17 protein-coding genes are annotated in these 18,277 nt (G+C 50.1%); 10 read left to right on the top strand and 7 right to left on the bottom strand.

Features of this window, described 5'->3' with window-relative positions; genetic code table 11:
• Positions 1-99 precede the first annotated feature (99 nt).
• On the top strand, positions 100-777 hold the full coding sequence (gene pnuC, locus JRJ22_RS21020) for a nicotinamide riboside transporter PnuC (RefSeq protein ID WP_206101345.1): 678 nt from the start codon (positions 100-102) through the stop codon (positions 775-777).
• Positions 774-1,814, top strand: a complete 1,041-nt coding sequence (locus tag JRJ22_RS21015; RefSeq protein ID WP_206101344.1) for an AAA family ATPase — start codon at positions 774-776, stop codon at positions 1,812-1,814. Before pnuC ends, JRJ22_RS21015 begins: the two co-directional genes overlap by 4 nt.
• Here JRJ22_RS21015 and JRJ22_RS21010 read toward each other — a convergent pair.
• The 5 genes from JRJ22_RS21010 to JRJ22_RS20990 are packed head-to-tail and all read right to left on the bottom strand — an operon-like array spanning position 1,786 to position 6,043.
• Positions 1,786-3,165 carry a HAMP domain-containing sensor histidine kinase gene (locus JRJ22_RS21010; RefSeq protein WP_206101343.1) on the bottom strand — a complete coding sequence of 460 codons (1,380 nt, stop codon included), beginning with the start codon at positions 3,163-3,165 and terminating at the stop codon, positions 1,786-1,788. The genes JRJ22_RS21015 and JRJ22_RS21010 overlap by 29 nt on opposite strands.
• Complete coding sequence (locus JRJ22_RS21005; protein WP_206101342.1) at positions 3,153-3,815, bottom strand: response regulator transcription factor; 663 nt, start codon at positions 3,813-3,815, stop codon at positions 3,153-3,155. The genes JRJ22_RS21010 and JRJ22_RS21005 overlap by 13 nt, the downstream gene beginning before the upstream one ends.
• Before the next feature lie 30 nt (positions 3,816-3,845).
• Positions 3,846-4,604 carry a lantibiotic immunity ABC transporter MutG family permease subunit gene (locus tag JRJ22_RS21000; RefSeq protein ID WP_206101341.1) on the bottom strand — a complete coding sequence of 253 codons (759 nt, stop codon included), beginning with the start codon at positions 4,602-4,604 and terminating at the stop codon, positions 3,846-3,848.
• A 1-nt stretch (position 4,605) separates the two neighbouring features.
• Complete coding sequence (locus JRJ22_RS20995) at positions 4,606-5,334, bottom strand: lantibiotic immunity ABC transporter MutE/EpiE family permease subunit (RefSeq protein ID WP_206101340.1); 729 nt, start codon at positions 5,332-5,334, stop codon at positions 4,606-4,608.
• Positions 5,327-6,043, bottom strand: coding sequence for a lantibiotic protection ABC transporter ATP-binding protein (locus JRJ22_RS20990; protein WP_206101339.1), 717 nt, complete (start codon positions 6,041-6,043; stop codon positions 5,327-5,329). Before JRJ22_RS20990 ends, JRJ22_RS20995 begins: the two co-directional genes overlap by 8 nt.
• 155 nt (positions 6,044-6,198) lie before the next feature.
• Here JRJ22_RS20990 and JRJ22_RS20985 point away from each other — a divergent pair, with 155 nt between their 5' ends.
• The 3 genes from JRJ22_RS20985 to JRJ22_RS20975 are packed head-to-tail and all read left to right on the top strand — an operon-like array spanning position 6,199 to position 8,489.
• The gene (locus tag JRJ22_RS20985; RefSeq protein WP_232380911.1) at positions 6,199-6,984 is read left to right on the top strand and encodes a GNAT family N-acetyltransferase; all 786 of its coding nucleotides are present in this window, start codon (positions 6,199-6,201) and stop codon (positions 6,982-6,984) included.
• 10 nt (positions 6,985-6,994) lie between these two features.
• On the top strand, positions 6,995-8,068 hold the full coding sequence (locus tag JRJ22_RS20980; protein ID WP_206105236.1) for a phosphotransferase enzyme family protein: 1,074 nt from the start codon (positions 6,995-6,997) through the stop codon (positions 8,066-8,068).
• Between the two features lie 37 nt (positions 8,069-8,105).
• Complete coding sequence (locus tag JRJ22_RS20975) at positions 8,106-8,489, top strand: hypothetical protein (RefSeq protein ID WP_206101338.1); 384 nt, start codon at positions 8,106-8,108, stop codon at positions 8,487-8,489.
• Positions 8,490-8,632: 143 nt separating this feature from the next.
• Here JRJ22_RS20975 and JRJ22_RS20970 read toward each other — a convergent pair whose 3' ends face one another.
• Both JRJ22_RS20970 and JRJ22_RS20965 read right to left on the bottom strand, forming a co-directional pair.
• A complete protein-coding gene (locus tag JRJ22_RS20970) occupies positions 8,633-10,246 on the bottom strand; it encodes a response regulator (RefSeq protein ID WP_206101337.1) in 1,614 nt (537 codons plus the stop codon).
• A complete protein-coding gene (locus tag JRJ22_RS20965) occupies positions 10,243-11,985 on the bottom strand; it encodes a sensor histidine kinase (RefSeq protein ID WP_232380910.1) in 1,743 nt (580 codons plus the stop codon). The genes JRJ22_RS20970 and JRJ22_RS20965 overlap by 4 nt, the downstream gene beginning before the upstream one ends.
• Positions 11,986-12,308: 323 nt before the next feature.
• Here JRJ22_RS20965 and JRJ22_RS20960 point away from each other — a divergent pair, with 323 nt between their 5' ends.
• From JRJ22_RS20960 to JRJ22_RS20940, 5 genes are all read left to right on the top strand, one after another.
• Entirely contained in the window at positions 12,309-13,916 is a 1,608-nt protein-coding gene (locus tag JRJ22_RS20960) for an extracellular solute-binding protein (protein WP_206101336.1), read from the top strand.
• A 144-nt stretch (positions 13,917-14,060) separates the two neighbouring features.
• Positions 14,061-14,783 (top strand): LacI family DNA-binding transcriptional regulator, encoded by a 723-nt coding sequence (locus JRJ22_RS20955; RefSeq protein WP_232380909.1) that lies wholly within the window; start codon positions 14,061-14,063, stop codon positions 14,781-14,783.
• 280 nt (positions 14,784-15,063) lie between these two features.
• The gene (locus JRJ22_RS20950) at positions 15,064-16,377 is read left to right on the top strand and encodes an alpha-amylase family glycosyl hydrolase (protein WP_206101335.1); all 1,314 of its coding nucleotides are present in this window, start codon (positions 15,064-15,066) and stop codon (positions 16,375-16,377) included.
• A complete protein-coding gene (locus JRJ22_RS20945) occupies positions 16,374-17,297 on the top strand; it encodes an ABC transporter permease (RefSeq protein ID WP_206101334.1) in 924 nt (307 codons plus the stop codon). Before JRJ22_RS20950 ends, JRJ22_RS20945 begins: the two co-directional genes overlap by 4 nt.
• A 17-nt stretch (positions 17,298-17,314) precedes the next feature.
• On the top strand, positions 17,315-18,238 hold the full coding sequence (locus tag JRJ22_RS20940; protein WP_206101333.1) for a carbohydrate ABC transporter permease: 924 nt from the start codon (positions 17,315-17,317) through the stop codon (positions 18,236-18,238).
• The last annotated feature ends 39 nt before the right edge of the window (positions 18,239-18,277 follow it).

Here is an 18,277-nt window from a genome sequence, read left to right as displayed (position 1 = left end):
CGGTTCATCTGCTATTTTGATATTAACAAAATGTAATTATCAATAAGTTAATAAGTGTTTATCAACACGAATACGCGCAGAAAACGGAGGGGATGCAAGGTGAAGAAGGTTCTGGATGGGTGGAAAATGTTCGAAGTCGTCTGGCTGGTTTTGTTTACTTTGGTGGCTGTCAGTTTTACGTTTCTATCCAAGGATTCATTATTCGGCTTCACGGTCTTTATCACCGGGGTGCTATGTGTGGTACTCACGGCGAAGGGGAAGCTGACGAGTTATGCTTTTGGCATGTATAATACCTTCGGCTACGCCTACTTGGCTTACATTAACGGGTTATTTGGGGAAGTCATGCTGAATTTGCTGTTCTTTGTCCCGATGAATGTCGTCGGCTTCTACATGTGGAAGAACAATTATCAGAGCGGCAAGCTGACCATGCGCCAGATGGAGCTTAAAGGGATGTTCCTCACTTTCGCGGTCTGTCTTACGGGTTCACTGCTGCTGGGGTTTGGCCTGTCATTCATTCCGGGACAGAATTCGCCTTACATTGATGCCATAACTACCGTGTTGTCTGTCGTGGCCACGATTCTGATGGTGAGAAGATTCAAGGAGCAATGGCTGGTCTATATTGTGCTGAATATGTTTACAGTGCTGCTATGGGTCATCCGGACGCTGGAAGGCAGCGGTGAGGGCCTGCTGATGATCGTTATGTGGAGCGCCTATCTGATTAACGCGGCATATGGTTACTATAACTGGAACAAAGGTGCTAAGGAGGCATTAGCATGAAGACTCTTGGATTAACCCTTGGAAAATTCGCCCCGCTGCATAAAGGGCATCAATATATGATCGAGACGGCGCTGCAGGAGGTTGACGAATTAATCGTAGTGATTTACGAAACCACGGTTACCAGCATTCCGCTGCATATCCGGGCGAACTGGATCCGCAGGCTCTATCCGCAGGTTAGGGTAATTGAAGCGTGGGATGGTCCGGACGGGTACTCCGATGACAGGGAGCATGAGATCCGGGAAGAGCAGTATATTCTGGGGCTGCTTCAGGGAGAGCGGGTGACTCATTTTTATTCCAGTGAGTTCTATGGCGGGCATATGAGCACCGCTTTAGGCGCAGAAGACCGGCGGGTGGATGAAGCGCGTATAAAAGTACCGGTATCCGCCACAATGGTTCGTTCCAATCCTTATAAGTACAAGAAATATGTCAGTGATCTGGTGTACCGGGATTTAATTACAAAAATAGTTTTTGTGGGAGCAATGTCAACCGGCAAGTCCACGATCACCGAAGCGTTGGCGCGGCGGTACCGGACTGTATTTGCCAGCGAGTACGGGCGGGAGTATTGGACGGAGCATCAGGTGGACCGGCGGATCAGCCTTGAGGCTTTTGATGAAATCGCTGTGGGTCATATGAAGCGGGAAGAGCAGGCACTTTTGGAAGCCGACCGGTATCTTTTTGTAGATACCAATGCGATTACCACTTATATGTATGCCTTGGATTACCACGGACGCGCTCCGGAGCTGCTGACCCGGCTCGCCCTGGAGAACGCTCAGCGGTATGATTTGTTTTTCCTGTGCGACGACGATATTCCTTACGACGATACGTGGGACCGCAGCGGGGATCAGAAGCGGCATGTTTTTCACAAGCAGATAATAGCAGATTTGCAGGAGCGGAGAATCCCCTATATAACGCTGAAGGGAACGCTGGAGGAACGTATGCGCAAGGTAGACGCGGTGTTAGCCGAGTTTGAGCCTTACCGCAATTATTTCGGAGAGCTGCACAATTACATCACAGCAACTGCCCCTTCGGAACACTAAGCGTCACCTTTCCTCCGCCGGAGGGGAACACATTGTCTAGGGTTAAGCTGCCTCCGTGCAGCTCGGCGGCGGATTTGGCAATGTACAGCCCCATTCCGTGATGCTTGCCGGAGCTTCGGCTCTGGTCACCTCTGTAGAACTGGGTGGCGGCCTCTTTCAGGTCGGTTGGGGAGAAGCCGCCACCTGTATCCGTGACTGTGAAATGGATGGCATCGTCATCCCCCCGGACCTGCAAAGTGATGCTGCCCTGCCGGGGAGTATGCTCCGCCGCATTGGATAACATATTGGCAATTGCCCGCTGAAACAGCTCCTTATGGATGAAGAGGAATTCCGGAACGCTCTCCTTCAGGACAGAAGGATGCAGATTTTTCCCGGAGCACAGAGCCTTCATCTGCAGCTCTAATTCTTCAATAAACTCTGCTGTAGATACAAGTGATTGCCGGGGGAACGGGCTGGACTGCAGGCTGGACAGGTCAATAAGCTCCTGCACGAAGGCCTCAATATCCCCGGCGCTGCGGAGAATGTATCCGTTATATTCCCGCTGGGACTCATTCTGGGTGGTCTCCTTAAGCAGCTCGGCATTTCCCCGGATCACGGTAAGCGGTGTCTTGATATCGTGGGCCAGCGCGGAAATCTGTTCTCTGCGGGAACGCTCCAGCTCCCACTGCTGCTTCAGGGAAGTGTGCAGGGCTTTCTTCATCTGGTCCAGTGAGGCCAGCACATCGTCGATTTCACGGATCCCGCTGGGCTTGACGGTGAATTCGAGATTCTCATGCTGGATGTTCTCGGTCGCTTCCTGTAACCCGGCCATTTTCTCTGAAAGTCTTCTGCCGAATAGGGCGGCGAGCAAGGCTGCCTGGAGCAGAACCCCGAAGATGAAGAGCAGGATTCCCAGCAGCTGCGGATTCGGCAGATAGCTGCGCAGCAAGGGAGAGGCATACTGCGGCGTTAAGCTATAGCGGAATATCCAGATTTCCTGGCCGCGCCGGGCGGTTGTATAGAAATGAGAGTCCTGATGATCACCTTGCTGTGTAATCTTCCAGGCATCTGCTGCTTCGCTCCGGCTAAGATTGCCTTCGAGAAGCTTTCCTTTGTTGGTGAAAACCGTATAATCCAGCATTTCCGGAACGTTTTCGAGTGTTCCTGCTTCGCTAGAGGCAAGACGCTCCTTGAAGACCGCTATCTCCTTCTCGGCATAGTTGGCAGGCAGGATGGTGTTCGAGGCAAAAGCCAGCGTAAACAAGCCAAGCAGCACTACCAGCAGCAGGATCGTCCCCGCGCTTAAGAACAGAAGGTATTGCAGGAAAAAGGTGCGAAGTCGCACGGTTTTTATTCGTTTTACAGTTTCCACTTATATCCGATCCCCCAGATGGTCTCAATGGCGTCGATGCTGTACTTGCCTAGTTTGGCGCGGATGTTCTTGATATGCTCCGTAATAGCGCTGCTGTCGCTTACCCCGTCAAATCCGAAGACCGCTTCATAGATATGCTCTTTGGAGAAGACCTGTCCGCGGCTGCGGGCCAGAAATTCGCATATTTCATATTCGCTTTTGGTGAGAGGCACCTTGTCCTCCCGGACAAACAGTTCCTTACCGGAGAGGTTAAAGTGAACATTCTCCAGATACAGGACACTCCGCCGCTCCCTGCTTTCCCGCCTGAGGTGAGCACTAATCCGTGCCCGCAGCGCACCTATACCGAAGGGCTTCACAATATAATCATCTGCGCCCAGTCCCAGGCCGTACATCAGATCGCTTTCCAGTGTTTTGGCTGTTAAAAAAAGAATCGGACAATCCACAGCCCCGCGGATCTCCCGGCAAAGGGTAAACCCGTCCACCCCCGGCATCATCACATCCAGCAAAATAAGATCATACGCGCCAAGGTCGGCCCGGCGCACCTGTGCAGAATCAGAGATCGCCGTCACCAGATGCTGATCTGTAAGGAGTGCGTTACGGATCAGTGACAAGATGGCGGGTTCATCGTCTACCACGAGTATTTTTGCCATATTCGTTCCCTCGATTGTAAGTTGTAGGTCTTAATTATCAGTTGAGCGTCCTTCCCACCGCCGGAACCATAAGCAGCTTAGGAGGACCGCGGTTAGCGTTGCCAGCATACAGACCGTTATTCCGGTGTTCAGCCCGGATATAGCGGGGGATAACGGGTTACCGGAAGCGTGGATTGTCCAGATCGAGATAAAGCGGACGCCCCATGCAAAGGGAAGATACACCCAGACGGCATCGCCCAGCCCGGTGAGCATTAAGGCAGCGATCAGACTCCCCACAATCCCAGCCCCAATGGAAGCGCCTCTTCCAAAGCGCAGGCTGACCGTCAGGTGAAGCAGATAGAGAAAAACATTACTTCCGAACAGAATAACTGCTCCGGTGATATAAAAGGGGATGCCCAGCCGGTCCTGCTGCAGAATCCCGCCAAACCCCAGTCCAAAAAGCATGTAAGCAAACAGAACAGCTCCAAGGCCAAATAACAGCAAAAGCAGCAGCTTGCTTGTAAAGGCTGTGATTTTAGTTGCGGGAATGGCAAGCATGCCCTGGAACTGTCCTGCATTCGCCTCCTGTTCCGCTGACATAGAGCAGACCAGCCCGATCAGAGTAGGAAATGCACACCCTAGAGACTGCATGAATGCCAAAGCTTTGTCGGCTGCACTCCAAGGAGAGTAAGAATAGTACGCCAAGAACACCCCGGCCCCGGCAAGCGGAGCCAGCAGATGAATGAACATGAACGGCGTGTGCCGGGTTTTGAGCAGATCCGCCCTCAGCAAGCCCAGTAGTGAAGCCATGTTACTTCGCCTCCTGTTTACGGAACCATAGCGCAGTAAGGAGGGAGAGCACTCCGAACCAGGCCAGGGAGATCAGGACATCCGGAAGGATCATGTCCGTGCTGCTCGGCGGGCTGTCCACCGGTACGGGAAGACCGTTCGGCAGGATCGATAATACCGGGCACATGAGTCTGAAAGTAATTGTATAAGGGAGAAAATGCCACAGCCCTCCAGAATCGAAGGCAACAACACCCATGACATTACCGAACATATTAAGCAGTACAGCGGCGAATAATCCGAACCGTGCAGCCAGGAACAGACACAGTGGAATCTGCCACAGAAACGTGACGAAGATCAGGAAGCTGCCGGCCATGCTGTTCAGCAGCGGAATAGTTTGGCCAAGCAGCAATCCCCCTGACGTAATGCCAATCAGGAACAGGAGGAGAGCAGCCAGGAGCCATCCTGCACAGGCGATTATTTTCCCGGCCCAAAGGGTTCTCAGGTCAACGGGCAGAGCCAGCAGTCCGCGGTATTTCATCTTCGCATCTTTCTGCAGAGCCAGCGAACAGGCGAGGGTCAGCGCTCCGGGCAAGAGCATGGTATACCACCAGTTATAAGCCCCGCTTTGAAAATGACGTCCCCCCATTAAAATGGCGCAAAGGAGAATCGTGAACACAGGGGCGATCCAGGCAAGCTTGGGAATGAAGGTGCCCCGCCATTTTAAGCGTTCAGCCCGGAGATGACTAAGCATGAACCGCACCTTCCCTCCGGTTAGCTGCTGCCACCTGCATGAACAAGGCTTCCAGCTCTTGCCCGTGAGGAACGGCACCCTGATACCCTAGAACTCCGCCGGCGATAATTCCAATCTGATCGGCAACCTGCTCGACTTCGGAGAGGATATGACTCGACAGAATGACGGTAATCCCTTGCTGTGGAAATGAACGGATCAGCTCCCGCAGCTCTTGAATCCCGATAGGATCCAGCCCGTTCATCGGTTCGTCCAGAATCAGCAGCTCCGGCTGGTTTAACAGTGCAATCGCGATGCCCAGCCGCTGCTTCATGCCCATGGAGAATTGCCCGGCACGTTTCTTGCCGGTATGAGTCAAATCTACAACGGCGAGTACCTCCTCGATCCGGGAATGCGGAAGTCCAAGGGAAAGCGTACGTACCTTGAGATTCTCACGGGCTGTCAGATTCTCATACAGCGGAGGTGCTTCAATCAGTACACCAATCCTGCTTAGAGCCTTACGGGTCCATTCATGGCCATGAATGCGGATACTCCCGGAATCGGGGCGCAGCATGCCGGCGATCATCTTGAGTGTTGTCGATTTGCCTGCGCCGTTCGGACCCAGCAGCCCGTAGATCGAATTATGGGGTATGGCTAACGATACTTTGTTGACGGCGGGCTGATGTTTGAAGCTTTTGCATAAATCCTTCGTTTCTAAAATAATGTCCTGCATATTATATCATCCTTTCTACCTCCACAGTGTAAGGGGAGATTCTAAGGATTCTGTAAGGACTAACGGAAGCAGAGAATAATTTTAATAATACTCTACTGGGATAGGCTTCCATTTTGATGCTATGATTAATGAATGCTCATCTATATTGCGGAAGGATGATACGATTGCTTTTTAAACAATGCCTAATTAACGAGGTGCAGCATCTCATTCAGGATTATATCCATACCTTGTCCTCGCCATTTGATTCCTTCCTGGAGGAACATATATTAAACTCAACGTTTTATGTAATCCTCGACAAATTAACTGAAGCCGGCTATTATGCGATTCATCAGAATCAGCTGTTAACGCAATTTTACATCCAGCCTATGTATCTCAAGCATGCTCAAGAGCTTTTTAGTCAAGTGATAGAGAATCATGCCGTGAAGTCTCTATTCGTACCGACCTGTGATGAATTGTTTGTAAGCTTAGCGTTAGATAAAGACTATTCAATCACCAAGCAAGCTTATTTCTTTCAGGACAGTCACTTAACGATACCGGAGAATAACTTACTAAAAGGCGATTGTTTCATTCCGGCAACATTAGATGATCTCGTACCCATACAACAGATGTGCGGGGATTTCCTGGATCAATATGAAAAAAGAATTGCGAATGGAGAGCTTTTCTCATACTACCGGGGTTCTCTCTTGCTGGGAATTGGAGTTCTTGAACAGAGCAAAATGCTTAATGGATTGGCGAGTATAGGCATGTATACGAATGAGGCCTACCGCAAGCAAGGGATTGGGAGAAACATTATTCTAAAATTAAAACAATGGTGCTATGATCACGAATTAAAGCCGGTTTGCGGATGCTGGTATTATAACGGGGCATCAAAATCAACGCTGGAAAGTGCAGGTATGATTACAAAAACCAGGCTGTTAAACCTTTCAGTAAACCGAAAGTGAGGGGAAAGGTATAAATTATAATGAGGCTGTTACAATTGGAGATGCTTGTTTACTTACAGTAGTATCGGAGTTATACGGATTAGAATGCTATGCTATCCGGCTGATTCCAGCACATGACGGAGGGCGGAATGTCGTATATACCTGTGAGAAAGCGGGGAGTCCTTCCAAAATACTCAGAATCGCTTTCTTACCAGACAGGAGCCGGGAAGATATCCTGGGCGAAGTGGAATATATCCGGTATCTCTATGAGCATGGAGGCAGTGTCGCCAATGTAATTAGTTCCCGGAAAGGAAATCTGCTGGAGGAGATCACTTACAACAATCACACCTTTAGGGTCTGCCTGTTTGAAAAGGCTAAGGGGAAAATGCTTGTGGAGAACAATTACCAGTACCGGGAAGGCGCTCCAATTACCGAATATTATTATAATTGCGGTAAAGTCCTGGGGAAAATGCATCAAATCGCGAAAGGGTATGTGCCTGTTCATCCCCGGCATAGTTTTTTTGACAAATACAACGCTGAATATATCGATCAACTGATACCAGATTCCTTATCTCTGCTTAAGGAGAAAATGGCAGAGCTCCTTGATACCTTACAAGGGTTGGACAGAAACCAGGAGACTTTCGGTATGGTCCATTTTGATTATAACGATGGGAATTATTCGATAGATTTTGATACCGGACAATTAACCGTTTATGATTTCGATAATTCTTGTTACTGCTGGTATATGTTTGACTTGGCCAGTCTCTGGGGAAACGGAATGGGCTGGATACAATCTGAACCAGACGCCGGTAAACGGAAACAGTTTATGGATGATTATTTTGAAACCGTCCTTGCGGGCTACAGATCTGAGACTTCAATCGATAATTCGATGCTGGATAAGCTGCCCTTGTTTATCAAAGTAACCCTCATGGAAAGTATTGTTGATGCCTTCGAGGTGATGCAGAACAATGGTGAGGAACCAGCCTGTGATGAGGAACTGTCGTATCTCATAAAGTGTTTGGAAGACGATATCCCGTATAAGGGATTTTTCCATGACATGTTCTCGTGTGAAGACCCCTTTGAGGCCAAGGAACGGAATATCTAGACAACTAGCATGAAGCTAGCATGAGGTGAAATCACGAATGAAGATCTCCGGAAAGTTAGTCCTTTCATTTGTTCTTGTATTTGTCATGGCCTATGTCTCGTTTGGTGTATGGATCGCACATGATACTAAGATTATTCTGGAAGAAGCCATGCAGGGAAATGCTGATACTGAATACATGAATAGCTCCGCTTATAAAAGTATTAATCCAGACGAACGCGGCATGACCCCAGATAGCTTTAGTTATGAAAGAAACTCGCATAATATCGGTTTTGTACTTCCTTTGCATTTCTTCTTCGTATCCAAAGTGTATGTAACTCAAGAATATGTGACGGATAATCTGGCATTTAGAGAACCCGTCAACTTAACGCTACATTTAAGATCCGGAAAGTGGTATGCGGTTAAGGCAAGCATTAAACCGTAGAAAATATTGCTATCTAGATTGAACTTAGGATTTCTCTATTGGGGATTAGCCGTGACTACAGATCGCAGTAGAAATCCAAACCTAAAGGCGGACGCTACCGCTCCTCCAGCTCCAAAATTCCCCTCCGCCACTTTCCCCTCTAACTATCCCACCCCATGCGAATGCTGCTCCTTCTTATACTCATTCGGCGACAGGCCGACCTCCTGCTTGAACAGCTTCGAGAAATAGGAATAGTTCGTATATCCGGTTTTGCTGGCAATGGTATACACCGACAGGTTGGTCGTTTCCAGCAGATGTTTGGCGGCGGCGATACGGACTTGGATCACATAGCTGCCGAGGGAAATGCCTGTTTCCCGCTTGAACAGTCTGGCCAGATAATCCGGGTTCAGGTAGACGATTTCCGCCAGATCGTTGCGGGTCAGATCATCGCCATAGTGCGCATGAATGTACTGCTTGATTTCCTCGGCGATCGATTTGGGCTGGGCGGCGAAGTTGCGGTATTCCATGGCGGTATTGACGAGATACTTCAGGTATTCCTCCATATCCTCTATCGATTGCAGGGAGTGCAGCAGCATCTGATCATTGACCCGGCCGGCATATAATTTATGCGCCTGAATGCCTTTGAGCTTGAGAAAGGTATAGACCAGCTGCACAATATCCAGCCGGAACAGGCCGAGTACAGAGGTGTCGAGACTTTGATGGCTCAGCATGCTTTTTAGATAACGGATGGCCTCCTCCAGAAAATCTGCCAGCTTGTTCTGGTTCAGCAGCTCTTCCAGCTGTGCCAGATCGGGCGGGGTGTAGGCTGTCTTGGGCTGATGCAGGTAATTGGCCACGAGATAGGTCCGGTTCCGGCATTTGGTCAGCTCCTCATCCATATTCAGCAGCTGCTTCAGAATGTTCCCGATATTGTGCAGCTCACCGGCTGTGCCGATACTGCAGCAGGCATCGCATTTCAGATAAGGGACGGCCTTTTGGATAAAGGAAGATCCGAACGCTTGCAGCGCTCCGCTATCCTCCGGGTGCCCGTTCCATTTCAGGATGGCGATCCAGTTGTACTCTTTAACCTCCAGAATACTTTCTATCGTGTAGAGGGGGCTTTGCAGTAGCTCATAGAGTACATTCAGCAGCGCAAAATCAAACAGGTCCTTCTCTTCCTTGCCCATGCTGCCGTTATGGGGGAAGACATTGATTAATAGAGGCTGGATAAGATCATTCATCTGATAAGACAGATGTTGCTCTTTGATTGCATGGGTAATGTCCGCTTGTTTAAGCGGGAAGGAGGTACTGCCGCTGACCAGCCTGCGCCAGAAGTGCTCCACGTTTTTGGACTGGTTTTTTTGCCAGAAGTAGCCCTCCAGGATCGCCTGCTCGTTGCTCTGCTGCTCCTTGGCCCGGACCACCGCCTTTTGGATGATCAGCATCAGCTTGTCGAATTCAATCGGCTTCAGGAAATATTCAAAGCTCTGCAGCTCAATGGCTTTCTGGGCATAATTGAAATCTGCATAGTTGGTCAGGAGGATCGCCTGGATGCTGTAATTCTGCTCCCTGATCCAGGCCAGCAGCTCCAGGCCGCTGCCCTGCGGCATTTCAATATCGGAAATCAGGATCTGTACGGAATGCTTCTCCAGAATCTCCCGGGCCTGCGCGACATTATTGGCCGTATAGACCGTTTCGATATTCAGCATCTTCCAATCGATTTTTTTTTGCAATGCAGCGATTACGTAGTAGTCGTCATCCACAAGCAAGATATTCATAGGCGGCTCTCCATTTCTAGTGAGGTGTCGGGAAGATCCGGCAGCAACAGGGTAACACAGGCACCGCCGTCTTCAAGATTGGAGAAGCTAACTTCGGCCAGATTATAGTACAGATATTCCAGCCGCTTCAACGTGTTCATAATGCCGATATGTGTGCCCTTCGTCTGATCCAGGGGAAGTTCGGCATGCAGCTTCTCCAGCACATCCTGAGGGAAGCCCGGTCCGGTGTCCGTAAGCTGAATCACCGTCGCGTCGATGTCCCCCTCCAGCAGGTCACGGTTCACAGTGACTTTGATCTGCACTTCATTTTCGCGGGAGATGGCATATTTGACGGAGTTCTCTATGAACGTCTGCAGCACGAGCGGCGGGATGTTCACTTCCTTGGCATCCTCGGCCAGCTCCACGTAATAGCTGAAGGCGTCCCGGTAACGCTGCTTCTGAATCTGCAGATACATCTGTACATGCTCGATTTCATCGGCAAGCGGCACAAAGTTCTCACCGTTCTGGAACAGGTAGCGGAAATACTTAGAGGTGGTCATCGCCATATCCTCAATTTCCTGATACATTTGAATTTGCGCCATGCTGTAAATGCTGGTCAGGCAGTTCAGGAAGAAATGCGGCTTGATCTGCTGCTTCATATAATTCAGCTGGATGCGCTGTTTCTCCAGTTCCTGCTCATACATGGTGATTTTGAACGTTTTGATCTGGCCTACCAGATCCCTGAACTGCTCATTCGCCTGCTCCAGCTCGATAATTTTGCTGCCTTTGTAATCCGCCGGTTGGCTCTCTTCATTAATACGCGCCAAATTTTCGGAGAAGCTCTGAATCGGGCCGAGCACTCTTTTATTGAAGAAGAGCATAATTACAAACAGCGAAGAGGTGACCATGAAGAACAGCAGGACGATCAGGAGCTGGGCAATCATGATTTTTTCAAAAGCCCCGAATTTAATGACCATCTTCGCACTGAACGTTGTACCCTGGAAATCACTGATGATTGTAGTGCGCGGCTGTAACAGAGAGAAGAGGCCTTTATCTTCCTGCAGCGGTCTGCCGATGTTCGAAAGAGGACTGGAAAGGGCTGTACCCTGCTCATCTACAAGTGATGCATAGCCATTCGCTCCCAGATTGATGTCACGCAGCGGGCGGATCAGGTTGTCTGCGGAGATCAATCCGATTAAATACCGGTTATAGTAAGGGACGATGTTGATTACATAATATTTGCCGCTTACGAGCACAGGGGTCCATTTGGAATAATACTTCTCGTACACCTTCTTGTCGTCGATAAAAGAAATGATCTGTTCTCTCAGCGCCAGATATTCCGAATAGCTGATACTGATCGGCGAACAGTTCAAAAAATACGACTGATTTTTTAAATAGTAGAAGAAATTGTATTCCTGCCCGTAATTCCTTTGCAGCTCGGTGAACCGTTTGTGCAGATTCTCGTTGGACTTGAGGAACTCGATGCTGTTGATATGGTAGGCATTCATCGTGTTCAGCGTTTCATCATTCGCCAGCGTCCAGCCCATATAGTGATTCATGTAAGCGAAATCATGATCGATCCGGTTGATGTAAAGGGCGGCGGTATCCTTCAGATACCGGGTAGACTGCTGCTTAACGATTATAATAGAAGCGATGCTGATTACCAGATCTACAAGAAGTACAGTAACTGCAATCAGCACCATAACTTTCACATAATGGCGGATTGGAAGCGGTTTAGTTCCTGCTGTTTTTTTGGCCATAGGCTCTGTCGTACCGGGTCCTTTCTATGCAATCACATCTATGAATGCGTTTTATTGTAGGTAACAAAATCATTATAAAACCTTTACGGCAAAAAAACATAAGAACAGACAGCCGATTCCCCGCAAAGTCCGGAAAGCGCTAACAAAAGTCTGGAAACTGTTATATGAATTTTTGAAGCGGGCAGTGTTAAGCTACTCCAGGGTGTACAAACGGAGACAGAGGTCCGAATAACGGCGGCAAAGCGTCCGGAATACGGAGATGCGGGCGGTTATGATTAGACATGTAAAGAGGATGCACACAACAGAAACGGGGGATGTACACAATGGTTAAACAGAGCAGAAAGTTTACAGCCAAGAAGCTGACTACCGGCCTTCTGGCAGCTGTAATGGTAGCGGGACTGGCCGGCTGCAGCGGCAATAATAAGGAGAATAACTCCGCAGCCAGCGATGCGGGGAGCTTCAACAAAGAAGGGCTGCCGATTGTAAGCGAGCCGGTGACGCTGAAGGTACTGACCGTACGCTGGGGCAGCATGGGCGATACGTTTACCCAGAACCAATGGCTGAAGGATCTCGAAACCAATACAAATGTGAAAATAGACTGGCAGGTTATGTCCTCCAATGACTGGGCCGAACAGAAGTCGATCATGCTGGCCAGCGGGACGCTGCCGGATGTGGTGCTGGGTGACCAGACCTTCTCCGACTCCGATATCGTGAATAACCTGAGCTATTTCCGCCCGCTGGATGACTATATCGACCAGTATATGCCTAACCTCAAGGCAGCGATGGAAGAAACGCCGGATATGAAGAAGATCAGCACCTTCCCTGACGGAAAAATCTACTCAATGCCGGCCAGACTGCCTTCGCGTCCGATGAGCTCCCGCCAGCCGGTCATCAACAAAACCTGGCTCGACAAGCTGGGCCTGAAGGTTCCGGATACTATCGACGATCTCTACAACGTGATGAAAGCCTTCAAAGAGCAGGACCCGAACGGCAACGGCAAGCAGGATGAGATTCCTTACATCGAAGTGAGCAATGACCTGATCAGCCCCTTCGGAATTGCCGACCTGAACAATAACAACATGCTGGTGAAGGATGGTAAAGCGATCTATTACCCGACATCAGAAGAATACAAGGAAGGCCTCAAATGGGAAAATAAATTGTATAACGAAGGTCTGCTCGACAAAGAGCTGTTCACACAGGACGATACGATGAGATCCGCGAAGTTCCAGAATCCGGATGCTCCGGTTGTCGGCTTCTCCTACCAGTGGACACCGGATGCCGTATTCGGCAAATGGGGCGACCAGTATGAAACTATTCCGCCGATCGCCGGACCGGACGGCAAGCGCTACACCATCGGTAATCCGATTGGGATGAACCTGGCACGCAATGAGCTGCTGATCACCTCTTCCTGCAAAACACCGGAAATCGCTGCCCGCTGGGCTGATCAGTTCTACACCAATGAAGCAAGTATCCAAAACTTCTGGGGCGCGATCGGAACCGTTATCCAGAAGAACGATGACGGCACTTATACCCTTATGGACCCGCCAGCCGGAACCAGCGCAGATGCCTGGTACTGGGATCAGTCGCTCCGCGATTTCGGTCCGAAATATGTAAGCCCTGCGTTTGAGAAGAACATTGTGCTGAGCACGGAAAGCGGAGACGGCCTGAAGCTGCAGCTCGATAAGCTGGGCAGTGAATATGTGACAGAGCCATTCCCTAACGTTATGTACACTGCCGAGGAATTCCAGGAGCTGCCTACCTTGACTACGGACATTGACACCTATGTGAACACCATGCGTGCCCAGTTTATCAGCAAAGGCGGTATTGATGAAGGCTGGGATGACTATGTGAAGAAGCTGAACGACATGGGTCTGGAAAAGCTGCTGAAGATCCGTACGGAAGCTTACAGCCGCTATGTAAGTGTAAAATAATTCGTTTCCCTCTCTGTTCATCCGCCCTGCGCAGCCCATTGCGCGGGGCGGTATTGTCTCCGGGACAGCTGCAGGCGGCCGGGGATGAGGAATGACTGGCCAAGCCCATGTTAATAAGAGGCGAGTGACCTGCTGGAGGAGGATATGATGACAGTTACGATGAAAAAAGTAGCCCGCCGGGCGGGAGTCTCCATTTCCACGGTCTCCCGGGTATTGACGGGCCATTCGAATGTCAGGGAGGAGACTTCCCGCAAAGTCCGCCAAACGATGGAGGAATTGGGGTATACGCCGAATATTATCGCGCAGAACCTTGTCACGCGGTCAACCCGCTGCATCTGCGTGCTGCTGCCGGGTACGGCGGAGAAATGGTCCTCCAATCTGTTTTTTATGGAATTGATCCGCGGAATTGTGCTGGGGGCCGGGCGTCTCAGCTATGACATTCAGATCGGGTCAGGCGCAGGGGAACAGGAAGAGCTGGAAGCCGTTTCCCGTCTCATGAAGGGCGGACGTGCCGATGGTGTCATACTGCTGGCCTCCCGCATGAACAGCGCGGAAGTCAATTTTTTGAAGCAGGGCAGTTATCCGTTTGTACTGGTCGAGGATGACCGGGCGGCGTTTGGTAGGAACCAGAGTCAAGGACAGCAGGTCAAATTCAAATCTCAGGTGGTTGATCCGGCAAGTGCAGGCTTTACAGGCTGCTCACAGGGAGGGCCTTTATTTGACGGGCTGATGGATGACTGCATCTCGCGGATGGGCGCTATGGCCTCACTAATGCTGATTGAAAGCATCCAAAGACCAGGCAAAACGCCGCTCCCGGAGGGACGCTTCATCAAAGCGGCCCAATTCGTCCTGCGAAATCAATCTTGAGATGATAAACCGTCTGCTCCAGAGCTTAGTTTAGTTGGATTTTCTCCACCTAAGTCCATTACTTTTCATGAATTACGATATTTAACTGGAAAACCTCCATCTATTTCGGCCAATTATCCCTCTGAGAAACAAATTCGAAAGGATTAAGTGGAGTTTTTCCCACTATTATTCTAAAACCGTTGTTTGATGAAGAATTAAGTGGAGAAATTCCACTTAGTATGCTAAGCGTACAGCTAATCAACAGGGCGTTTGTCTATTTCAACTATAGGAGTGTAACGGAATGGCGAAGGTAACAGCGAAATCACTGCGCAGCAGTGTTGTTTATTCGGTTTATGTCCGCAATCACAGTGAAGAAGGTACCTTCCGGGCTGTGGAACGGGATCTCGGGCGTATCCGCAGGCTGGGTGTGGACATCATCTGGCTGCTGCCGGTTCATCCGATCGGCCGTATGGACCGCAAAGGAAGACTCGGCAGTCCGTATGCCAATCAGGACTACCGGGAGATTAACCCGGAGCTGGGAACGCCGGAGGATTTCACACGTCTGGTCGGCGCGATCCATGACCATGGGATGAAATGCATCATGGATGTGGTGTACAATCACACCTCGCCGGATTCGGTGCTGGTGAAGCAGCATCCGGAATTTTTCTACAAAACGCCGGAAGGCCAGTTTGGCAACCGTGCCGGTGATTGGGCCGATATTGTAGATCTGGATTATACGAGCACAGAATTATGGGAGTATCAGATCGAGACGCTGCGGATGTGGGCCGGACTCGTGGACGGCTTTCGCTGCGACGTTGCACCGCTGCTGCCGCTCGAGTTCTGGCAGCGCGCCCGTGAGGAGGTTGCTGAGGTTAATCCGGACTGTCTGTGGCTGGCTGAATCGATTGAACCAGGCTTTATTATGCATCTCCGTTCACTGGGCTTGACCGGACTCAGTGATGCTGAAATTCTGCAGGCCTTCGATGCCTGCTATGACTACGATATTTATCCGTATTACAGCGGATATCTGGCCGGAGAGAATACACTGGGCAGCTATGTGGAGAAGATCAACGCCCAGGAATATCTGTATCCCGATAATTATGTCAAGCTGCGGTTTCTGGAGAATCATGACCGGGCCCGGGCCAAGTCGGTAATCCCGGATGAACAGGACCTGATCAACTGGACGGCCTTCCTGTATTTCCAGAAGGGAATGGCGCTGATTTACGGCGGACAGGAAATGGCGAATGAGGTTTGCCCCGACCTGTTCGATAAGGACAAGGTCAGCTGGAACACCGGCACCGACCTGTCCTGGCTGTTCGCTGCGCTCTATTCCGTCAAACAGAAGGAGATTATGGCCCAGGGCATCTGTAATCTGTGCGCACTTGAAGAAGAAGACATAATCACCGGTACCTATATCTGGGGTGAACAGAAGCTGGTTGGCGTATTCAGTCTGAGAGGTAAGTCCGCAGAAGTAGATACAGGACTCCCGGATGGAGTCTACTGCAATTTGATTGACGGCAGTGAGGTTACTGTAGCCGGAGGCAGGCTGTTCTGTGCTGCCCGGCCGGTCATATTAGAGTCCAAACAACTAATGATTCAGGAGGGGATTTCATGAGATCCGGCCAAGCGAGTCCCGCGGGGACGTTCGGAGCTGTGAAAAGAAACTGGGGACTTTATTTGCTGCTGCTCCCCGCTGTCGTGCTTTCACTGTTATTTGCTTACAAGCCGATGTATGGCGTACTCATTGCTTTTAAAGATTACAGCCCGGCTATGGGGATTGCCGATAGTCCGTGGGCAGGCTTCAAATATTTTGAGAAGTTTTTTAATTCATATCAATTCTCGAATACCATTAAGAACACGCTGATTATCAGCGTGTACAGTCTCGTTACCTTTCCGATTCCGATTATCCTAGCGCTTATGGTTAATCAGATGCGGCCGAACCGCTTCCGGCGTTTTTTTCAAACCGTATCCTATATGCCGCATTTCATCTCAACAGTGGTCATGGTCGGGCTGATGGTCATTCTGCTGTCTCCAAGCACGGGGCTGGTGGGCAATCTGTACAGCTTGTTTGGAAAAGAAGCACCTGATCTGATGGGCTCCTCCGCGCTGTTCAGCAGCGTGTATGTATGGTCGGATGTGTGGCAGCATGTCGGCTGGGACAGTATTATTTTTATCGCTGCATTGTCGGCCGTTGACCCCAGTCTGTATGAAGCCGCAACCGTTGACGGCGCAAGCCGCTGGCATAAAGTGCGGTTTATCGATATTCCGATGCTGATGCCGACGGCGGTCACCCTGCTTATTTTGCGTGTCGGGGGTCTGCTCGGGGTTGGTTTTGAGAAGGTCTATCTGATGCAGAATGATCTCAATGCCACCTCGAGCGAAATTCTGTCCACCTATGTCTACAAAATCGGTCTGCTCAGCAGCCAGTACAGCTTTTCTTCGGCGGTCAACCTGTTCAACACCGTCATTAACTTTATTCTGCTCATCATCGTCAATCAGATTTCCAAAAAAATCAGCGAAAACAGCTTGTGGTAGAAGGGAGGAGCAGAGTTATGGGAGTATTAACGCCTGTAATTAAAGAGAACAAGAGGAAGATCAAAAACAACCGTTCCTCGGACACGGTTATGGAAATAGTGATGTACGCTGTTGCGGTGATCTTTCTGATCATCCTGATTTATCCGCTGTATTTTATCATTATCGCTTCCTTCAGTGATCCTTCGGCGGTGTCCGGCGGGCAGGTCTGGCTGTTTCCGAAAGGGTTCACCCTGGACGGATATCAGGAGCTGCTGCGCCATAAAAATATCTGGATCGGCTACCGGAATACAATTCTGTACACCATTGCCGGAACAGCCATCGGCCTGGCTGTAAACATCTCAGCGGCCTATGCGCTCTCACGCAAGGATCTGAGAGGACGCAGGTTTTTGTCGCTGTTCTTTATTTTTACGATGTTCTTTAACGGCGGACTGATTCCGACCTTTCTGACCATCCGCGATTTTCATCTGTATGATACGTTCCTGGTGATGGTGCTGCCGTTCTCGGTAGGCGTGTATAACATTATTGTCGCCCGCACCTTCTTCCAGACGAGTATTCCCGGGGATTTGTGGGAGGCGGCGCAAATTGACGGCTGCGGAAATCTCCGCTTTTTTACACAGGTCGTGCTGCCGCTGTCCAAAGCGATTATTGCCGTGCTGGGCTTATGGATCGCCGTCGGTCACTGGAATTCTTATTTCAATGCCCTAATCTATCTGAAAAATCCGGATCTGCATCCGCTGCAGCTGATTCTCCGCAACATTCTGATTACGAATCAAATGCAGTCAGGCATAGGATCCGGTGAGGCTGCGCAGCTCGCGCTGCGGCTGGCGAATATGATGCGCTATTCGGTCATCATCGTGGCTACTGTACCGATCATGTGCGTATATCCGTTTATCCAAAAATACTTTAACCAGGGGGTCATGATCGGCGCGGTGAAGGAGTAGTCTTCATCTACGCCGGCTGGCCGGAAAAGAGGTTTGCAG

Source organism: Paenibacillus tianjinensis (assembly GCF_017086365.1).
Taxonomy (GTDB): domain Bacteria; phylum Bacillota; class Bacilli; order Paenibacillales; family Paenibacillaceae; genus Paenibacillus_AQ; species Paenibacillus_AQ tianjinensis.
The sequence above is the reverse complement of the archived record's forward strand: the minus strand, read 5'-3'. Positions and strand labels throughout refer to the sequence as shown.